This window comes from Streptomyces sp. TAA486 (assembly GCF_000426165.1).
In genome coordinates, this window is the sequence record NZ_AUEV01000008.1 from 243,871 (window position 1) to 260,636 (window position 16,766).

A 16,766-nucleotide genomic window follows, 5' to 3' on the forward strand; every position below is an offset into this window, starting at 1 on the left:
CCCGGAGGCGTCTGTGTCAGCTGCCGGCACGGACCGCCGCCGCGGCCCGGGACCATGCCTGCGGACTGCCGTGATCGGCGGAGGGCTCGTACCTCCGCAGCGGCAGCGTGTCATACAGGAGCCGCCTGACCAGCCCCGCGTCGTCGCCGATCACCCCGTGCGCGCGGGCCTGCACGGCGACGTTGCCGAGCGCCGCGGCTTCCGCCGGACCCGCGATGACGGGCAACCCGCAGGCGTCGGCGGTGAGTTGGCACAGCAGCTCGTTGTGCACGCCGCCGCCGACCACGTGCACCACCTCGATCTCGGTGTCCGCGAGGCGCTGGGCGTCCTCCAGGGCCAGCCGGTGCGCGAGCGCGAGGGAGTCCAGCACGCACCGTGCCGCCTCGGCCGGCCCGTCCGGCACGGGCTGCCCCGAGCGCCGGCAGGCGTCGTCGATGCGCTGCGGCATGCGGCCCGGCGCGAGGAAGGCGGGATCGCCCGCGTCGACAACCGACCTCAGGGGCGCGCACGAGCCGGCCTCGCGGAGCAGCGCCGCCAGTTCCTGCGGTCTGCCTGCCGACTCCCAGGTGCGCATGCACTCCTGCAGCAGCCACAGCCCCATGATGTTGCGCAGGTAGCGGACCGTGCCGTCCACGCCCAGTTCGTTGGTGAAGTTGGCCTTCCTGCTCGCCTCGGTGAGCACGGGCCGCGTCAGCTCCAGCCCTGCCAGGGACCAGGTGCCGGTGGCGATGTAGGCGAAGCGGCTCGCCACCGCCGGGACGGCCGCGACCGCCGAGGCCGTGTCGTGCGAACCGACGGCCGTGACCGGAACGGACCCCTCGAGCCTTGTCTCGTCGAGCACTTCGGGCAGCAGCTCGCCGGCCGCGTCCCCGGGGAGGCGCAGCGGCGGGAAGAGCGACAGGCGGACCCCGGCGGCGTCGGCCACGGTCTGGGACCAGTCGCGTGTACGCGGGTCGATGAGCTGTGTGGTGGAGGCGTTGGTCAGCTCAGTGCCGCGCACGCCGGTGAGCCAGTACGACATCAGGTCCGGCATGAGCAACAGCTGTTGGGCCGCTGCCAGTTGGGCGGAGTCCCGCGCCGCGATGAGCTGGTACACGGTGTTGAAGGGCAGGTACTGGAGGCCCGTGTTCGCGTACAGCTCATGCGGCGGCAGCGACTCGGCGAGGCGGTCGGCCATGCCTTCCGTGCGGTCGTCCCTGTAGGTGACGGGGTTTCCGAGCAGCACGCCGTCGGCGTCCAGCAGTCCGTAGTCCACCCCCCAGGAATCCACACCGACCGATGCGACGGACCCGGCCTCGCGCAGCCCGTCGAGCACCCCCCGGTAGAGGGCGAGAACGTCCCAGTGCAGCGTCCCGCCCAGACGCACCGGGCTGTTGGGGAAGCGGTGCACCTCCCGCAGGTCCACCGATGACGGCCCGACGGTGCCCGTCATGACGCGCCCGCTCGACGCGCCGAGGTCGACGGCGGCGAACCGGGCTCCGGAGCGTGAGGAGGATGCGGATGGCGACACGGTGGTGGTCCTCGCGGGCGGCATCGGACGGTGGACTTCGGCTGCGTGGCCCCGGCAGCGCCGGGACAGGCGCTGCCGGGGCTCGGGTAGGGGTTCTCGGTAGGTTCTCGGTCCTGTCGGTCCTCTCGGTACGAGCGTCTCAGCGCAGGAACGCCGCGGCGACACCCGCGTCGACGGGGACGTGAAGTCCGGTGGTGTGGCTCAGATCGCCACCTGTAAGGGCGAAGACGGCGTTCGCGACGTGCTCAGGAAGCACCTCCCGCTTCAGCAGCGTGCGCTGGGCGTAGAACTCGCCGAGTTTCTCCTCCGGTACTCCGTAGACCGCCGCGCGCTGCGCTCCCCAGCCGCCCGCGAAGATCCCCGACCCCCGGACGACGCCGTCGGGATTGACGCCGTTCACACGGATACCCAGCTCGCCCAGCTCGGCGGCGAGCAGCCGGACCTGATGCGCCTGGTCCGCCTTCGCCGCTCCGTAGGCGATGTTGTTCGGGCCCGCGAAGACGCCGTTCTTGGATGCGATGTAGACGATGTCGCCGCCCAGCCCCTGTGCCTTCATCACGCGGGCCCCCTCACGGGAGGCCAGGAAGGAGCCGCGGGCCATGATGCGGTGCTGGGTGTCCCAGTCCTCCGCGCTGGTCTCCAGCAGCGGCCTGGAGAGGGAGATGCCCGCGTTGTTGACCACCAGGTCGACGCCGCCGAAGGCGAGTACCGCCTCGCGGAAGGCAGCCGCGATCTCTTCCTCGGAGGTGACGTCGACGGAGACGGCGACGGCCTTGTCCGTGCCGCCCAGTTCGGCGGCCACCTCCTCGGCGCTCTGCGTGTTCCGGTCGGCGACGACCACACACGCACCCTCCGCGGACAGCCGCTGCGCGATCGCCCGCCCGATGCCCGAGGCGGCGCCGGTCACCAGCGCAACACGCGTCGCCAGCGGTCTGGGGGCGGGCGTGCGGCGCAGCTTCGCCTCCTCCAGCTCCCAGTACTCGATGCGGAACTTCTCCGACTCGGGGATGGGGGAGTAGACGGAGACCGCTTCGGCGCCGCGCATCACGTTGATCGCGTTGACGTAGAACTCGCCCGCCACCCGGGCCGTCTGCTTGTCCCTGCCGAACGAGAACATGCCCACGCCCGGCACCAGCACGATGGCCGGGTCGGCGCCGCGCATGGGAGGCGAGTCCGGTCCGGCGTGCCGCTCGTAGTAGGCGCGGTAGTCCTCGCGGTACTGCTCGTGCAGCTCCCGCAGCCTGGCCTCGGTCGCCTCCAGGGGAGCCGTGGCGGGCAGGTCGAGGACGAGCGGACGGACCTTCGTCCGCAGGAAGTGGTCCGGGCAGGACGTGCCGAGCCCCGCGAGCCGCGGATGCTCCGCGCGTGCGAGGAAGTCCAGCACCGCCTCGGAGTCGTCGAAGTGGCCGATCTGCGGCCGGTCCGCCGAGGCCAGCCCCCGGATCAGCGGGGCGAGCGCGGCGGCACGCTCCCGCCTCTGCTCGCGCGGCAGAGGCTCGAATCCCTCCAGTACGGCGCCGAACGGCTCCGGGGTGCCGCGGTCGGCGAGGAAGGCGGCCGCGCCCTCGATGATGCGCAGCGAGTTGCGCTCGCACTCCTCGCTCGTCCCGCCCCACGCCGTGATGCCGTGGCCGCCCAGAACACAGCCGATGGCCTCCGGGTTCTCGGCCCTGACGGCGGCGATGTCCAGGCCGAGCTGGAAACCGGGCCGGCGCCAGGGCACCCACACCACCGTGTCGCCGAAGCACTCGCGGGTCAGCTTCTCCCCGTCGGCGGCACAGGCCAGTGCGATGCCGGAGTCGGGGTGGAGATGGTCCACGTGCGGTGCGTCCAGCAGACCGTGCATGGCGGTGTCGATGGACGGAGCGGCGCCGCCCTTGCCGTGGAGGCAGTGGTCGAAGGCGGCGACCATCTCGTCCTCGCGCTCCACGCCGGGGTAGACGTCCTTCAGAGCTCGCAGCCGGTCCAGGCGAAGCGCGGCGAGGCCGCCTCCGGTGAGTGTGCCGAGGTCTCCGCCGGACCCCTTGACCCACAGCAGCTCGGTGTCCTGCCCCGTGACGGGGTCGGGAGCGAGGCCCTTGGCCGAGGTGTTGCCGCCTGCGTAGTTGGTGTTGCGGGGGTCGGCGCCGAGGCGGTGAGAGCGCGCCAGGAGTTCGCCGACCGTCGAGTGCTGCTGTGCCGTCATGCTGAACTACGCTCCCCAGCCGGCCTGTTGGCCGCCCTTGCGTTCATCGGTGATCTTCTGCGCCCATCCCGAGCGGTGGTATGCGGCGACGGGGTCGGGATCCAGCCCGCTCTCCTCGCGCACCTCGGCGAGGAGGGGCCGTACGTCGGTGTTGTAGGCGTCCATCAGCACCGCGTTGGAGCCGAGCACGTCACCGGAGAGCTGAGCGCCCTCCAGGGCGTCGCGGTCCACGAGCAGGGCCTTCGCCGTGGCCTCCTGCACGTTCATCACGGAGCGGATGATGGCGGGGATCTTCGGCTCGATGTTGTGGCACTGGTCGAGCATGAAGGCGATCCCGGCCCGTTCTTCCAGCCCTCCGCCGCGCACCACTTCGCACATGATGCGGAAGAGCTGGAAGGGGTCGGCCGCGCCGACCATCAGGTCGTCGTCGGCGTAGAAGCGGGAGTTGAAGTCGAAGCCGCCGAGCTTCTCCTCGCGCAGGAGGAGCGCGACGATGAACTCGATGTTGGTGCCCGGCGCGTGGTGGCCGGTGTCGACGACGACCTGCGCCTTCGGTCCGAGCTTGAGGCAGTGGGCGTAGGCGGTGCCCCAGTCGGGGACGTCGGTGGTGTAGAAGGCCGGTTCGAAGAACTTGTACTCCAGCAGCATTCGCTGGCCCTCGCCGAGCCTGTCGCGGACCGCCGTGAGCGCTTCGGCCAAGCGGTCCTGGCGGGACCGTATGTCGTCCTGGCCGGGGTAGTTGGTGCCGTCGGCGAACCACAGCTTCAGGTCGCGCGAGCCGGTCGCGTCCATGATGTCGACGCACTCCAGCAGGTGGTCCAGCGCCTTGCGGCGGACCGCCGCGTCGGGGTTGGTGACCGACCCGAGCTTGTAGTCGTCGTCCTGGAAGACGTTGGAGTTGATGGTGCCCAGACGCAGACCACGCTCCTGCGCGTACGAAGCCAGCGCGCCGTAGTCGTCGACCTTGTCCCAGGGGATGTGCAGGGCGACGGAGGGTGCGACCCCGGTGTGTTCGTGGACGCGTGCTGCGTCGTCCAGCTTCTCCTCGGGTGTGCGGGGCACTCCGGGCTGCGCGAACACCTTGAAGCGGGTTCCGGAGTTCGCGTACGCCCACGAGGGAGTCTCGATCCGCTGTGACGTGAGGGCGGCCTTGACGCTCGCCCTGTCCGGCTCTGACATGCGTCTCCTCTGTGCGGCACGGCGGGTGCGGGCCGGGGCACCGCCGCTCCCACCGTGCCATGAAACGTTTCAGGAAAGCTACTTGCGCAGGTGACCGCCGTCAATAGCCCTGCGCTCCGGGGCCGCGCGGCCGGGCCTCATCCGCCGTCCGAGGCGAATCGGTGCGTGCCCGAACCGACTTCGAAGACGGAGCAGCCCTGCCGGGCGTGCAGGAATCGCGCTCCCGGCGCGTTCACCGCGGACGGGTCCGCGGCCGGCACCCACACCTCGCCCGTGGTGTTGGGCGGCAGGGCGACGGTGAGCCGGAAACGGTCCTCGGCGTCGAGGGTCCAGCGGGTTCGGACCGGCCCGTAGAGCGTGTCGTGCCTGGCGTCCGCCCTGCGGACCCCGCCGCCCGGCCGCGGCCGCACCAGCGTCTTGCGGAAACCGGGTTCGGCCGGTGCGATGCCCGACAGGTTCCGGTACATCCACTCGCCGACGCAGCCGTAGGCATAGTGGTTGAAGGAGTTCATGCCTACGTCCTGGAACGTGCCGTCGGGCTTGATGGAGTCCCAGCGCTCCCACATCGTCGTCGAGCCCTTGCCGATCTGATAGCCCCACGAGGGGAACGTCCGCCGGTGCAGCAGGCGGTGGGCGAGGTCCGTGTGCCCCGTCTCCGTCAGAGCCGGCAGCAGCCGAGGGGTGCCCAGGAAACCCGTCGACAGATGCGAGTCGTTCGCCTCGATCAACTCCACGAGACGGTCCGCCGCCGCGCGCCGCGCCGCGGCCGTCGGCAGCAGATCCATCGTGAGCGCCAGGACGTATGCGGTCTGGGTGTCGCCCTCGATCCGGCCGTTCCCGTCCGCGTACGCGGCGTTGAACGCCTCCTTGATCCGCCGGTGCAGCTTCTCGTAGGGGCCGGAGTCCTCCCGCAGTAACCGGCCCGTGCGCGCGACGAGCCCGGTGACGTGGGCGAAGCAGGCGGTGCCGATGACGTCCTTGGGGGTCTCGTCATCGACGTTGAGCCAGTCGCCGTACCCCTCGGCGGGCCGCAGCAGCCCGTCGCTGTGCTCCTCGAGATACGCGATCCACAGGCGCATCGCCGGCCAGTTCTCCCGCAGTACGCGCAGATCCCCGTACGCCTGGTGCAGCGCCCATGGCACGGTCACCCCGGCGTCTCCCCACCCTGCGACGCCCTTGCCGACCGGGCCGACGAAGGGCGCCACGTCGGGATAGGCGCCGTCCTCGCCCTGCCCGTCGCGCAGGTCCTGGAGCCACTTGGTGAGGAACCGCGCGGATTCCATGGTGTAGGCGGCGGTGGGCGAGAACACGTTGATGTCTCCCGACCAGCCGAGCCTCTCGTCGCGCGCCGGAGTGTCGGTGGGCACCGAGAGGAAGTTGCCGCGCTGCCCCCAAGTGATGTTGCTGTGCAGCTTGTTGAGCATCGGGTCGTCGGTGGAGAAGTCCATCGTGAACCGGGCGGCCGTGTGCATCACAAGGCCGGTCACGGCGTCGCCTGGCGGCCGTCCCGGAAGACCGCTGACCTCGACGTAGCGGAAACCGTGGAAGGTGAACCGGGGTTCGTAGGTCTCCCGGCCGCTCCCTTTGAGCGTGAACGTGTCGACGGCGCGTGCGGTGCGGAGATTGGCGACGTAGAGCGCACCGTCCTGGCCCAGGACTTCCCCGTGACGCAGATGGATCCGCCGGCCCGCCTCGCCGCCCTCGACTCTCAGGCGTACGCAGCCGACCATGTTCTGACCGAAGTCGAACAGGAAGACGCCGGGGCGCACTTCGGTCATCTTCTCCGGTGCGAGCTCCTTCATCACCCGGGTCGGTGCGTCCGTCATCGCGACGACGGCGGGGCCCGGGCGGGAGCCCGCGGCGGAGCCGGGTCCGGGGGACGCGGTGACGGGTCTCCAGCCGGTGTCGTCGTACCCGGGCATCTGCCAGCCCGGGGTCTCGGCGCGGGCGTCGTACTGCTCGCCCATCACCAGGTCGGCCGTCACCAGCGGCCCTCTCGCGGCCCGCCACTGCGCGTCGGTGCCGATGCGTGTGGTGCCGCCGTCCTCGTGGACGATCTCCAACTGGGCCAGCAGCGCGGGATGTTCGCCGTACTGGTGTTGCCCGAACCAGCCGACGTTCCCGGCGTACCAGCCCGGCGCGAGAGTGACCGCGAGGGCGTTCTCGCCGTGTCGCACTGCTTCGGTGACGTCGTAGGTCCGGTACGCCACGCGCTTGCCGTAGTCCGTCCAGCCCGGGGTGAGCCGGTCCTCGCCGACGCGGACGCCGTTGATGTGCGCCTCGAAGAGCCCGAGCGCGGTGGCGTGGAGGCGTGCCCGGGCCACGCGCCGGCCGGAGAGCCGGAAGGAACGGCGCAGCTGCGCGGGCGACTGCTCCGGAAGCACCTTGCCCCACGGGTCCTCGCCCCAGCTTGCGGCCTTCCGCGCGTGGGGCCAGAGGCTGTCGTCGTAGCCGGGTGAGCGCCAGTCACCTGCGGGCTCCTCGTCCGTGGACCTCCAGGTCCCGTCGGTGGCGAGCCGTTCGGTGCCGTCGCCGGTGGTCACCTCCAGCACGGCCAGCAGACCCGCAGGCGACGCCTCGGAGTTGACGGCCTCGACGGCCAGCGTGTTGGCACCGGCGCGCAGTTCGTGAGTGACGTCGAGCAGCGCCGGCCTGCTCCAGCTCTTCTGCACGGGCAGGGCGTCACGGGAGGCGACCTCGGTCCCGTTGACGTAGACGGTGAAGCCGTTGTCGGCGGCGACGACGAGACGCGCCGCGAGCACCGTTCCGGATATCCCGGTGCTGCCGCGGAACCAGCGGGTGCCGGCCGGTGCTCCGGAGGCCGCGTCGCCCTCCGGGAACCAGATCCACTCGGTCCCGTCCAGGCCGGGCGGCGCGACGAGGGACGGCGGTGCGCCGATCCACTCCGAGCGCCACTGTCCGGCGTCCATCAGCCCGGTCTCCCACCAGGTGGGCGCCGACCAGGCGGAGGGCCGCCCCTCCTCGTCCCACACGCGCACCGACCAGTGGTAGCGGGTGCGGGGCGCCGGGCGAGGTCCGTCGTACGGCACGAGGACCGAGTCTCGGGAGGTGACCTTGCCGCTGTCCCACACGTCGGGGTCGGCGAGGCGGCCGGGACTCGTGGCCACACGGATGCGGTAGGCGTGCTGGAGCCGGTCCGGCAGCCGGGAGCCGAGGCGCCAGGTGAACCGGGGATGCGGGTCGTCGAGGCCGAGTGGACGCTCCGCGTATTCCGTCGTCGTACCGGTGACGTCGAGACCTCCGCCGCTTGCTGCCTCCCCGTCGGCCGTGCCTGCGGCGTGGGCGGCCGGGGAGGTCGTTCCCAGTGCTGTGGCGGACACGCCGGAGACCGTGGCGGTCGCGAGCAGATGACGTCTGCTGATCAATGTGCACCTCCTGTGGCGGCGCCGCCTCAGCGGTCGCCGAAAGGCGAGGGCAAAACGTTTCAACGAACGGCGCCAGGAACGTAGAACCACCCGACCACGGGCGTCAATAGTGCCGGAGTGCAGGGCACTTACCTTGCGCACGGCCCTTGACGGGTCTGCAGTACGGGGCTAGCTTCCCCGAAAGCTTGTTGAAACATTTCATTTTTCAGCCGCTCCTACTCCCCGTCCCACCTCACACCCACCCGGATCCGCCGCACCGTGACCACTCGCCACCGCACGCCGCCCGCGCGCAGCGGCGGCCGGCAGCACAGGAGGAGCAGGACATGACCCAGCCAGAACCGGGGGCGGCCCCGGTGCCGGTCCTCGCCCTGGAGGGGGTGAGCAAGTCCTTCGGCAACGTCCGCGCCCTGCAGGGTGTCGACCTGGCACTGCACGCGGGAGAGGCGCACGCCCTCGCCGGGGAGAACGGCGCGGGCAAGTCCACACTCATCAAGATCCTCGGTGGGGTCCATACGCCCGAGGCCGGCACGGTACGGCTCGACGGCAGCGACGTCGTCTTCGCCGGGCCCGCCGACGCCCGCGACGCGGGTATCGCCGTGATCTATCAGGAGCCCACGCTCTTCGCGGACCTGTCCATAGCCGAGAACATCTTCATGGGCCGCCAGCCTCGGCGTGCGCTCGGACGCATCGACCACGACGCCGTACGCGAGGCGACAGCGGCGCTCATGCGCCGGCTCGCAGTCGACCTCGACCCGGACCGCCCGGCGCGCGGGCTGTCCATCGCCGACCAGCAGATCGTCGAGATCGCCAAGGCCCTCTCCTTCGACGCCCGCGTACTGATCATGGACGAGCCGACCGCGGCCCTCACCGGCACCGAGACCGCGCGGCTCTTCTCCGTCGTCGAAACGCTTCGCGCCGAGGGCGCCGCCGTGCTGTTCATCTCGCACCGGCTGGAGGAGATCTTCCGGCTGTGCCGGCGCGTCACCACACTGCGCGACGGCAGGCTCGTGGCCACCGAAGCCCTCGAAGGGCTCACCGAGGACGACCTCGTACGCCGCATGGTCGGCCGCGACCTGGACGAGCTGTACCCCAAGCAGGAGACGACGCCCGGCGCCCGGGCCCTCACGGTGCGCAGGCTCACCCGCGAAGGCGTCTTCCACGACGTCTCGTTCGAGGTGCGCCGCGGCGAAATCGTTGCCCTCGCGGGCCTGGTGGGAGCCGGACGCAGCGAAGTCGTGCAGGCCGTCTTCGGCGTCGACCGCGCCGACGCGGGCCAGGTCGAGGTCGACGGAAAGGCGCTGAAGGCGGGTTCGCCGACTGCCGCCATGGACGCGGGAGTCGCGCTCGTACCGGAGGACCGGCGGCAGCGCGGACTGGTGATGGAGATGTCCATCGAGCGGAACATCGCACTGACCGGACTGGACAGGCTCGGCAATGCGGGCATGGTGAGGCGTTCCCTGGAGCGCTCCCGCGCCGCCGACTGGGCTGTGCGGCTGAGGCTGAAGTACAACCGGCTCACCGACTCCGCCGGGGTGCTCTCCGGCGGGAATCAGCAGAAGGTCGTCCTCGCCAAGTGGCTCGCCACCGAGCCCGGCGTCCTCATCGTCGACGAACCGACGCGCGGCATCGACGTCGGCACGAAGGCCGAGGTGCACCGGCTGCTCAACTCCCTCGCCGAAGAGGGCATCGCCGTGCTGATGGTCTCCTCCGACCTGCCCGAAGTCCTCGGCATGGCCGACCGGGTGCTGGTGATGCACGAGGGACGGCTCGTGGCCGAGATACCCCGAGCGGAAGCCACCGAGGAGTCGGTCATGGCCGCGGCCACCGGACGCACCACCAAGGAGGCCGCGTGAGCGACACCCTGGAGAAGCCGCCGCAGCAGCCGTCGGGAGCGGCCCCCGGCGGACGTCCCGCACCCCGGCGGTCCGCCCGGTCCCTGACCGACATGGTCTTCCGCATACGGGAGTTGAGCATTGGCGGCGCCCTGGTGCTGCTGATCCTCGGCACCTATTTGGCCAACCCCGGCTTCCTCGACGACCAGGGCGTGCAGGACCTCCTGCTCAACTCGGCGATCCTGGTGCTGCTCGCGACCGGGCAGTCCGTCGTCGTGCTCACCCGGAACATCGACCTGTCGGTCGGATCCGTCGTGGGCCTGACCGCCTTCGCCTGCGGCAGCTTCGTTTCCGGCACACAGCACAGCGCCCTCACCGTGGTGCTGCTGGGCACCGGACTCGGGGTGCTGTGCGGGGTGCTGAGCGGACTCCTCGTCAGCTTCGGCAAGGTCCCCGCCCTGGTGGTGACCCTCGGAATGCTCTACGTCATCCAGGGCCTTGACCACGTCTGGGCGCACGGGCGGCAGATCAACGCCGCCAACGTGCCGGACGGAGTGCTGGAACTGGGCAGCGGCAGCATCCTCGGGATCCCCTACCTGCCCCTGATCTCCGCTCTGGTGCTGGCGGCCACCGCGTACTACCTGCGCGCCTATCGCAGCGGACGTGAGCTGTACGCCATCGGCTCCAGCCCCGAGGCGGCACGCCTGGCCGGAATCCCCATCCGCCGAAGGGTGCTCGCCGCCTACGCCTTCTCCGGAGCCGTCGCCGGATTCGCCGGCGCGCTGTGGCTCGCCAGGTTCGGCACCGTCGTCGCCGACGCCGCCAACGGCTGGGAACTGACCGTCGTCAGCGCCGTGGTCGTCGGCGGCATCGCCATCACGGGCGGTGTCGGCACCGTCTGGGGCGCAGCCCTTGGCGCGCTGCTGCTGACGACCATCGGAAGCGCCCTCGTCGTCCTCAAGGTCAACCCCTTCTGGGAGCAGGCCATCACGGGCGCGCTGCTGCTCGCGGCCATCAGCACCGACCGCGTCGTACGCAGCCGCACGACCGAGGCGCTGCGGAAGAGGAGCAGGAATTGAACGCCCCGACGCCCATGACTCCGGCGGCAGAAGAGAGCGCCGCCACGGATGCGGCCGCGGCGCCCGGCGGCAGCGGCAGCAGCGGCGATGGCGTGGGCCGGTTCCTGCGCTGGGACACCGCCGTCGGCATCCTGCTGGTCGCCGTGATGCTCGCCGGAACCGGCACCACCGACGGCTTCGCGGACATCACCAACCTCTCCGCCGCTCTCAACGACACCGCGGAGATCGCCCTCATCGCCCTGCCCATGACCCTGCTCGTCGTCGCCGGCCAGGTCGATCTGTCCGTCGCGTCCATGCTGGGGCTCTCCAGCGCGCTCGCGGGCGCCCTGTGGGACGCCGGCTGGGCGTTCGAGATGATCGTGCCCCTGTGCCTCGTCGTCGGCGTGCTCGGCGGGCTCCTCAACGGCTGGCTCGTCACCCGCGTCGGGCTGCCCGCGCTCGCCGTCACCATCGGCACCCTCACCCTCTACCGGGGACTGGCCTCCGTCGTGCTCGGCAACAAGGCAGTCTCCGACTTCCCCGAGGCGTACGCACAGTGGGCCTCCTACACCGAACCCGTGCCGGGCACGTTCATCCCGTACCCGATCGCCGTGTTCATCGTGCTCGCCGTCCTCGCAGCCGTCGTGCTGCACTGCACCGCTGCCGGGCGCGCCCTGTTCGCCATCGGGGCGCAGGAGGACGCGGCGCGCTTCGCGGGCATCCGCGTCAGGCGGATCAAGCTCGTGCTCTTCGCGGTCACCGGCTTCATGGCGTCCTTCGCCGGGATCGTCTACACCTTGCGCTACGGCAGCGCCCGCGCCGACAACGGGCTCGGGCTGGAGCTCGTGGTCATCGCGTCCGTGCTTCTCGGCGGGATCGACTTCAACGGCGGCAAGGGCACCCTCGGCGGTGCCGTGGCCGGTGTGCTGCTGATCGGCATCCTCAACAACCTGCTCACCCTCAACGACATCTCCAACGAGATCCAGGTCATCGTCACCGGCGTACTGCTGGTGGCATCCGTGCTCACGCCGCGGGTGATCGCCCTCGTCACCGAGCGAAGGGACCGGCGGGCGGCCGCCACCTGACGCGGCCGGTGGCCCGCCCCCGAGAGGCCGGAACCACACCCCGCCCCGCCCCGGACCGACATCCTTCCCGTGCCCATCAGTTGAAAGGCCCCGCCATGCGACCCACGACACGTTCACGTCCCCGGCTTCTCGCCGCCGCGGCAGCCGCCTGTTCGCTCTCACTGGCCCTCGCCGGATGCTCCGGCACCACCAAGGGGGACGCGGAGGACGACGCCAAGGACAAGGCACAGGGCGTGAAGGCCGACCCCGACGCGCCGCTGAAGAAGGGGCTCAAGCTCGCCTTCCTGCCCAAGCAGATCAACAACCCGTACGAGAAGATCGTCGACGAGGCCGGCATCGCGGCCGCCAAGGAGTACGACGGCAAGGCCAAGGAGGTCGGCCCGTCCGACGCGAAGGCCTCGTCCCAGGTCAGCTACATCAACACCCTCGTGCAGCAGCGGCAGGACGCCATCCTCATCGCCGCCAACGACCCCAACGCCGTGTGCGGGCCGCTGAAGCAGGCGATGAAGCAGAAGATCAAGGTCGTCTCCTACGACTCCGACACCGACAAGGACTGCCGGCAGCTGTTCATCAACCAGGCCAGCTCCGAGGAGATCGGGCGCTCGCTGATCCGCCGCACAGCCGAACAGACCGGCCACAAGGGCGAGATCGCGATCCTCTCGGCCACGCAGAACGCGACGAACCAGAACGCGTGGATCGAGTTCATGAAGAAGGAGCTGAAGAAGCCCCAGTACAAGGACATGAAGCTGGTCAAGACCGCCTACGGCGACGACGACGACCAGAAGTCCTTCCAGGAGACCCAGGGCCTGCTCAAGGCGTACCCGAAGCTCAAGGCCGTCATTTCGCCGACCACCGTCGGCATCGCGGCCGCGGCCCGCTACATCAGCGACTCCTCCTACAAGGGCAAGGTCGTCCTCAACGGGCTGGGCACTCCCAACCAGATGCGCAAGTACATCAAGGACGGCACCGTCGAGGAGTTCTCCCTCTGGGATCCCAAGAAGCTCGGCTATCTCGGGTCCTACGCCGCCGCTTCCCTCGCCTCCGGCCAGATCACCGGCAAGCAGGGCGAGAAGTTCAAGGCGGGGAAGCTCGGCGAGCGCACCGTCGGCAAGGACGGCGAGGTCATCCTGGGCCCGCCCACCGTCTTCGACGAGAAGAACATCGGCAAGTACGACTTCTAGGAAGGGGCCGGACCGTGCAGCGCGTCTGTTTCCTGCTGAAGGTCCGCTCCGACCGGGCGGCCGAGTACCGCGAGCGGCACTCGGCCGTCTGGCCGGAGATGCTCGAGGCGCTGTCCGCCTGCGGCTGGCACAACTACTCGCTCTTCCTGCGCGAGGACGGGCTGCTCGTGGGCTACCTCGAGACCGAGGACTTCGCCGCGGCACGGGCAGCGATGGAGAAGACGGAGGTCAACGACCGCTGGCAGCGGGAGATGGCCCCGTTCTTCGAACCGCTCGGATCGCCGGACATCCCCGGAGCGCAGAGGCCCGACGAAGCGATGACGCCTCTCACCGAGGTCTTCCATCTCGACTGACGCGGCGGCACACACAGCGAGGAGCGTCCGTTCATGAACACACCTGCGACTCCCGGTGATGCCACGCCGGGCACCGCCCCTGCCGCACCACCCACGGCCGGTCATGCGCCCGTCCGCCGGCCCAGGATCGGCCTCGTGGCCGGTGGACTGGGCGCGTACTGGCCCCAATTTCCGGACCTGCTACCCCAGTTGCGCCGGTCCGCCGCCAGAGTCGCCGAGCGGATGGGCGAGTTCGACGCGGACGTCGTCGACGCCGGGTTCGTCTCCGACGCGCAGGAGGGGGCACTGGCTGCGGAGAAGCTGCGGGCCGCCGACTGCGACCTGATCGTCGGCTTCCTGACCACCTACATGACGGCGACGATGCTCGTGCCCGTCGCCCAGCGCAGCGGCGCGCCCGTGCTGCTGATCAACCTCCAGCCGACCGAGGCCATGGACCACGCCACCTTCGACACCGGACAGTGGCTGGCCTACTGCGGCGCCTGTCCGCTGCCGGAGATGGCCAACGCCTTCGAGCGCGTCGGCGTCGAATTCCGTTCCGTCTCCGGGTACTTGGAGGACGAGCGAGCCTGGCGGCGGATCGAGGGCTGGATACGCGCGGCGGGAGTGCGCGGAGCACTGCGCTCCTCCCGCCACGGCCTGATGGGGCATCTCTACCCCGGCATGTACGACGTCTCGACGGATCTGACGATGGTGCCCGCCTCCTTCGGCGGCCACGTCGAGGTGCTGGAGTTCGACGATCTGCGGGTCAGGGTCGAGGGCGTGGGGGAGAAGGAGACCGCCGGCCGCGTCGCCGAGGCGAAGGAGATCTTCGAACTCGACGCCTCCGTCGACGAGGACGACCTGGCCTGGGCCGCACGCGTATCGGCCGGACTCGACCGCCTCGTCGACGACTTCGGCCTGGACTCCCTCGCGTACTTCCACCGCGGACTGGACGGAGAGGTCCACGAGAGGCTCGGAGCGGGGATGATCCTCGGCGCCTCACTGCTGACCGCCCGCGGCATCCCCGCCGCCGGAGAGTACGAGTTGCGCACCTCGCTGGCCATGCTGATCTGCGAACGCCTCGGCGCGCCCGGCTCGTTCACCGAGTTCCAGGCGCTGAACTTCCGTGACGGCGTTGTCGAGATGGGCCATGACGGTCCCGCACACCTCGCCCTCGGCGGACGCCGCCCGCTGCTGCGCGGGCTCGGCGTCTACCACGGCAAGCGCGGCTGGGGCGTGTCCGTCGAATGCACCGCGCGGCACGGGCCCGTCACGCTCGTCGGCGTCGGTCAGACCCGTGATGGCCGCTACCGCCTCGTGGCCGCCGAGGGCGAGGCTGTCCCCGGGCCCCTGCTGAAGATCGGCAACACCACCTCCCGCGTCGACTTCGGATGCGGCCCCGGCGAATGGACCGACGCGTGGAGCGCGAGCGGCGTCGGCCACCACTGGGCACTGGCCACCGGTGAACTGCTCCCCGAACTACGTGCGTTGGCCGGTCTGACCGGGCTGGAGCTGACCGAGGTACATCCTGGATGAACGGCCGCCAGGTGGACATCAAGCAGGTCGCGCGCGCGGCCGGTGTCTCGGTCGGGACGGTCTCCAACGTCATCAACAGACCGGACGCCGTCTCCGAGACCACGCGCGCCCGCGTGCTGTCCACCATCCAGCAACTGGGGTATGTGCGCAGTGAGTCGGCGCGTCAGTTGCGTGCGGGGCGGAGCCGGATCATCGCGTTGCTGGTGCTGGACATGGCGAACCCGTTCTTCGTGGATGTGGCGGGTGGTGCGGAGCGTGCGGCGCGGGAGGCGGGTCTGGGGGTGATGTTGTGCAACAGCGGGCAGAGCGCGTCGGAGGAGGCGGAGTATCTGTCGTTGTTCGCGGAGCAGCGTGTGCGGGGTGTTCTGGTCACCCCGGCGGACACCACGGGCGGCAATCTCGCCGGCTTCCAGCGGCACGGCATCCCCTACGTGTTCGTCGACCGCTTCGAGGACGACCACCGGCGCTGCTCCGTGTCCGTCGACGACGTGCTCGGAGGAGAGCTGGCCGTCGCACACCTCCTCGGCCAGGGGCACCGTGACATCGCCTACGTCAGCGGCCCGATGCAACTGCCCCAGTGCCGCGACCGCCAGACCGGAGCGCTGCGCGCGCTGCGGGAGACGGGCGGAGCCGCGGACCTGCGTCAGGTGGAGGCGGGTCGGTTGGATGTGGCGGCGGGGAGGGATGCGGGGGCGCGGTTGCTGGGGATGTCTCCGCGTCCGTCGGGGGTGTTCTGTGCGAATGATCTGTTGGCGTTGGGGGTGTTGCAGGCGTTGTACGGGGCGGGGGTTTCGGTGCCGGGGGAGGTGGCGTTGGTGGGGTATGACGACATCGAGTTCGCTGCTGCGGCGGCGGTGCCGTTGACGTCGGTGCGGCAGCCTGCGTTCCGTATGGGGCGTGCTGCGGCGGATCTGCTGATCGAGGAGACGGGGGAGGAGGCGGAGGGACATGAGCATCAGCGGATCGTCCTCCAGCCCGAACTCGTCGTCCGCCGCTCCACTCTCGGCGGTCCCCGGCGCTGATAGCTGCGTAGCATGAGCGCTCGTGGCAGGAATGGTGGGCATCAAGGACGTGGCCCGTGCGGCCGGCGTCTCGGTCGGCACGGTCTCCAACGTCATCAACCGTCCCCAGACGGTCTCCTCGGCCACCCGTGACAGGGTCCGCTCGGCGATACGGACGTCGGTGCGGCAGCCTGCGTTCCGTATGGGGCGTGCTGCGGCGGATCTGCTGATCGAGGAGACGGGGGAGGAGGCGGGGGGACATGAGCATCAGCGGATCGTCTTCCAGCCCGAACTCGTCGTCCGCCGCTCCAGCATTCCCGTACGGACCTGATCGGCTTCCGGCCGGGCACCGGACGCACGAAGCGGCGCCGCCCCGCCGTGAGACACGGGGGACGGCGCCGCCGGGGACATACGTCAGACGAGCCAGCCGACGAAGTGGGCGAGACAGGCCAGCGCGTTGGTGATGACGTTCATGTAGTGC

The 16,766-nt window shown here is 70.5% G+C and carries 12 protein-coding genes; 8 read left to right on the forward strand and 4 right to left on the reverse strand.

Annotation, left to right across the window (positions count from 1 at the left end; genetic code table 11):
- Positions 1 to 16: 16 nt before the first annotated feature.
- The 4 genes from I004_RS33845 to I004_RS0113870 form a co-directional block, all read right to left on the reverse strand.
- Positions 17 to 1,432: a rhamnulokinase gene (locus I004_RS33845; RefSeq protein WP_486579996.1), complete on the reverse strand. Its 1,416-nt coding sequence runs from the start codon at positions 1,430 to 1,432 to the stop codon at positions 17 to 19.
- Between the two features lie 217 nt (positions 1,433 to 1,649).
- Positions 1,650 to 3,695 carry a bifunctional rhamnulose-1-phosphate aldolase/short-chain dehydrogenase gene (locus I004_RS0113860; protein WP_028435993.1) on the reverse strand — a complete coding sequence of 682 codons (2,046 nt, stop codon included), beginning with the start codon at positions 3,693 to 3,695 and terminating at the stop codon, positions 1,650 to 1,652.
- Between the two features lie 6 nt (positions 3,696 to 3,701).
- Positions 3,702 to 4,874: an L-rhamnose isomerase gene (gene rhaI / locus I004_RS0113865; RefSeq protein ID WP_028435994.1), complete on the reverse strand. Its 1,173-nt coding sequence runs from the start codon at positions 4,872 to 4,874 to the stop codon at positions 3,702 to 3,704.
- A gap of 137 nt (positions 4,875 to 5,011) precedes the next feature.
- Positions 5,012 to 8,260 carry a family 78 glycoside hydrolase catalytic domain gene (locus I004_RS0113870; protein WP_028435995.1) on the reverse strand — a complete coding sequence of 1,083 codons (3,249 nt, stop codon included), beginning with the start codon at positions 8,258 to 8,260 and terminating at the stop codon, positions 5,012 to 5,014.
- 323 nt (positions 8,261 to 8,583) lie between these two features.
- On the opposite strand from I004_RS0113870, the gene I004_RS0113875 reads away from it, so the two are divergent.
- The 8 genes from I004_RS0113875 (at position 8,584) to I004_RS0113910 (ending at position 16,616) form a co-directional block, all read left to right on the forward strand.
- On the forward strand, positions 8,584 to 10,113 hold the full coding sequence (locus I004_RS0113875) for a sugar ABC transporter ATP-binding protein (RefSeq protein WP_028435996.1): 1,530 nt from the start codon (positions 8,584 to 8,586) through the stop codon (positions 10,111 to 10,113).
- Between the two features lie 8 nt (positions 10,114 to 10,121).
- Positions 10,122 to 11,171, forward strand: a complete 1,050-nt coding sequence (locus I004_RS0113880; RefSeq protein WP_051345032.1) for an ABC transporter permease — start codon at positions 10,122 to 10,124, stop codon at positions 11,169 to 11,171.
- A gap of 146 nt (positions 11,172 to 11,317) precedes the next feature.
- Positions 11,318 to 12,235, forward strand: coding sequence for an ABC transporter permease (locus I004_RS0113885; RefSeq protein ID WP_486579997.1), 918 nt, complete (start codon positions 11,318 to 11,320; stop codon positions 12,233 to 12,235).
- 95 nt (positions 12,236 to 12,330) lie between these two features.
- Positions 12,331 to 13,416 (forward strand): rhamnose ABC transporter substrate-binding protein, encoded by a 1,086-nt coding sequence (gene rhaS, locus I004_RS0113890; protein ID WP_028435999.1) that lies wholly within the window; start codon positions 12,331 to 12,333, stop codon positions 13,414 to 13,416.
- 14 nt (positions 13,417 to 13,430) lie between these two features.
- The gene (locus I004_RS0113895; protein ID WP_028436000.1) at positions 13,431 to 13,769 is read left to right on the forward strand and encodes an L-rhamnose mutarotase; all 339 of its coding nucleotides are present in this window, start codon (positions 13,431 to 13,433) and stop codon (positions 13,767 to 13,769) included.
- 33 nt (positions 13,770 to 13,802) lie between these two features.
- Positions 13,803 to 15,284 carry an L-fucose/L-arabinose isomerase family protein gene (locus tag I004_RS33850; RefSeq protein ID WP_078511152.1) on the forward strand — a complete coding sequence of 494 codons (1,482 nt, stop codon included), beginning with the start codon at positions 13,803 to 13,805 and terminating at the stop codon, positions 15,282 to 15,284.
- Positions 15,281 to 16,306: a LacI family DNA-binding transcriptional regulator gene (locus tag I004_RS0113905; RefSeq protein WP_028436001.1), complete on the forward strand. Its 1,026-nt coding sequence runs from the start codon at positions 15,281 to 15,283 to the stop codon at positions 16,304 to 16,306. Before I004_RS33850 ends, I004_RS0113905 begins: the two co-directional genes overlap by 4 nt.
- Before the next feature lie 31 nt (positions 16,307 to 16,337).
- Complete coding sequence (locus I004_RS0113910) at positions 16,338 to 16,616, forward strand: LacI family DNA-binding transcriptional regulator (RefSeq protein ID WP_028436002.1); 279 nt, start codon at positions 16,338 to 16,340, stop codon at positions 16,614 to 16,616.
- Positions 16,617 to 16,766 lie beyond the last annotated feature (150 nt).

Bases quoted from the DNA above. Each gene is read 5' to 3' on its own strand.
- I004_RS33850 (WP_078511152.1), top strand. From the start codon at position 13,803: ATGAACACACCTGCGACTCCCGGTGATGCCACGCCGGGCACCGCCCCT.
- rhaI (WP_028435994.1), bottom strand. From the start codon at position 4,874: ATGTCAGAGCCGGACAGGGCGAGCGTCAAGGCCGCCCTCACGTCACAG.
- I004_RS0113905 (WP_028436001.1), top strand. From the start codon at position 15,281: ATGAACGGCCGCCAGGTGGACATCAAGCAGGTCGCGCGCGCGGCCGGT.
- rhaS (WP_028435999.1), top strand. From the start codon at position 12,331: ATGCGACCCACGACACGTTCACGTCCCCGGCTTCTCGCCGCCGCGGCA.
- I004_RS0113875 (WP_028435996.1), top strand. From the start codon at position 8,584: ATGACCCAGCCAGAACCGGGGGCGGCCCCGGTGCCGGTCCTCGCCCTG.
- I004_RS33845 (WP_486579996.1), bottom strand. From the start codon at position 1,432: ATGACGGGCACCGTCGGGCCGTCATCGGTGGACCTGCGGGAGGTGCAC.
- I004_RS0113885 (WP_486579997.1), top strand. From the start codon at position 11,318: ATGCTCGCCGGAACCGGCACCACCGACGGCTTCGCGGACATCACCAAC.
- I004_RS0113860 (WP_028435993.1), bottom strand. From the start codon at position 3,695: ATGACGGCACAGCAGCACTCGACGGTCGGCGAACTCCTGGCGCGCTCT.
- I004_RS0113910 (WP_028436002.1), top strand. From the start codon at position 16,338: ATGGTGGGCATCAAGGACGTGGCCCGTGCGGCCGGCGTCTCGGTCGGC.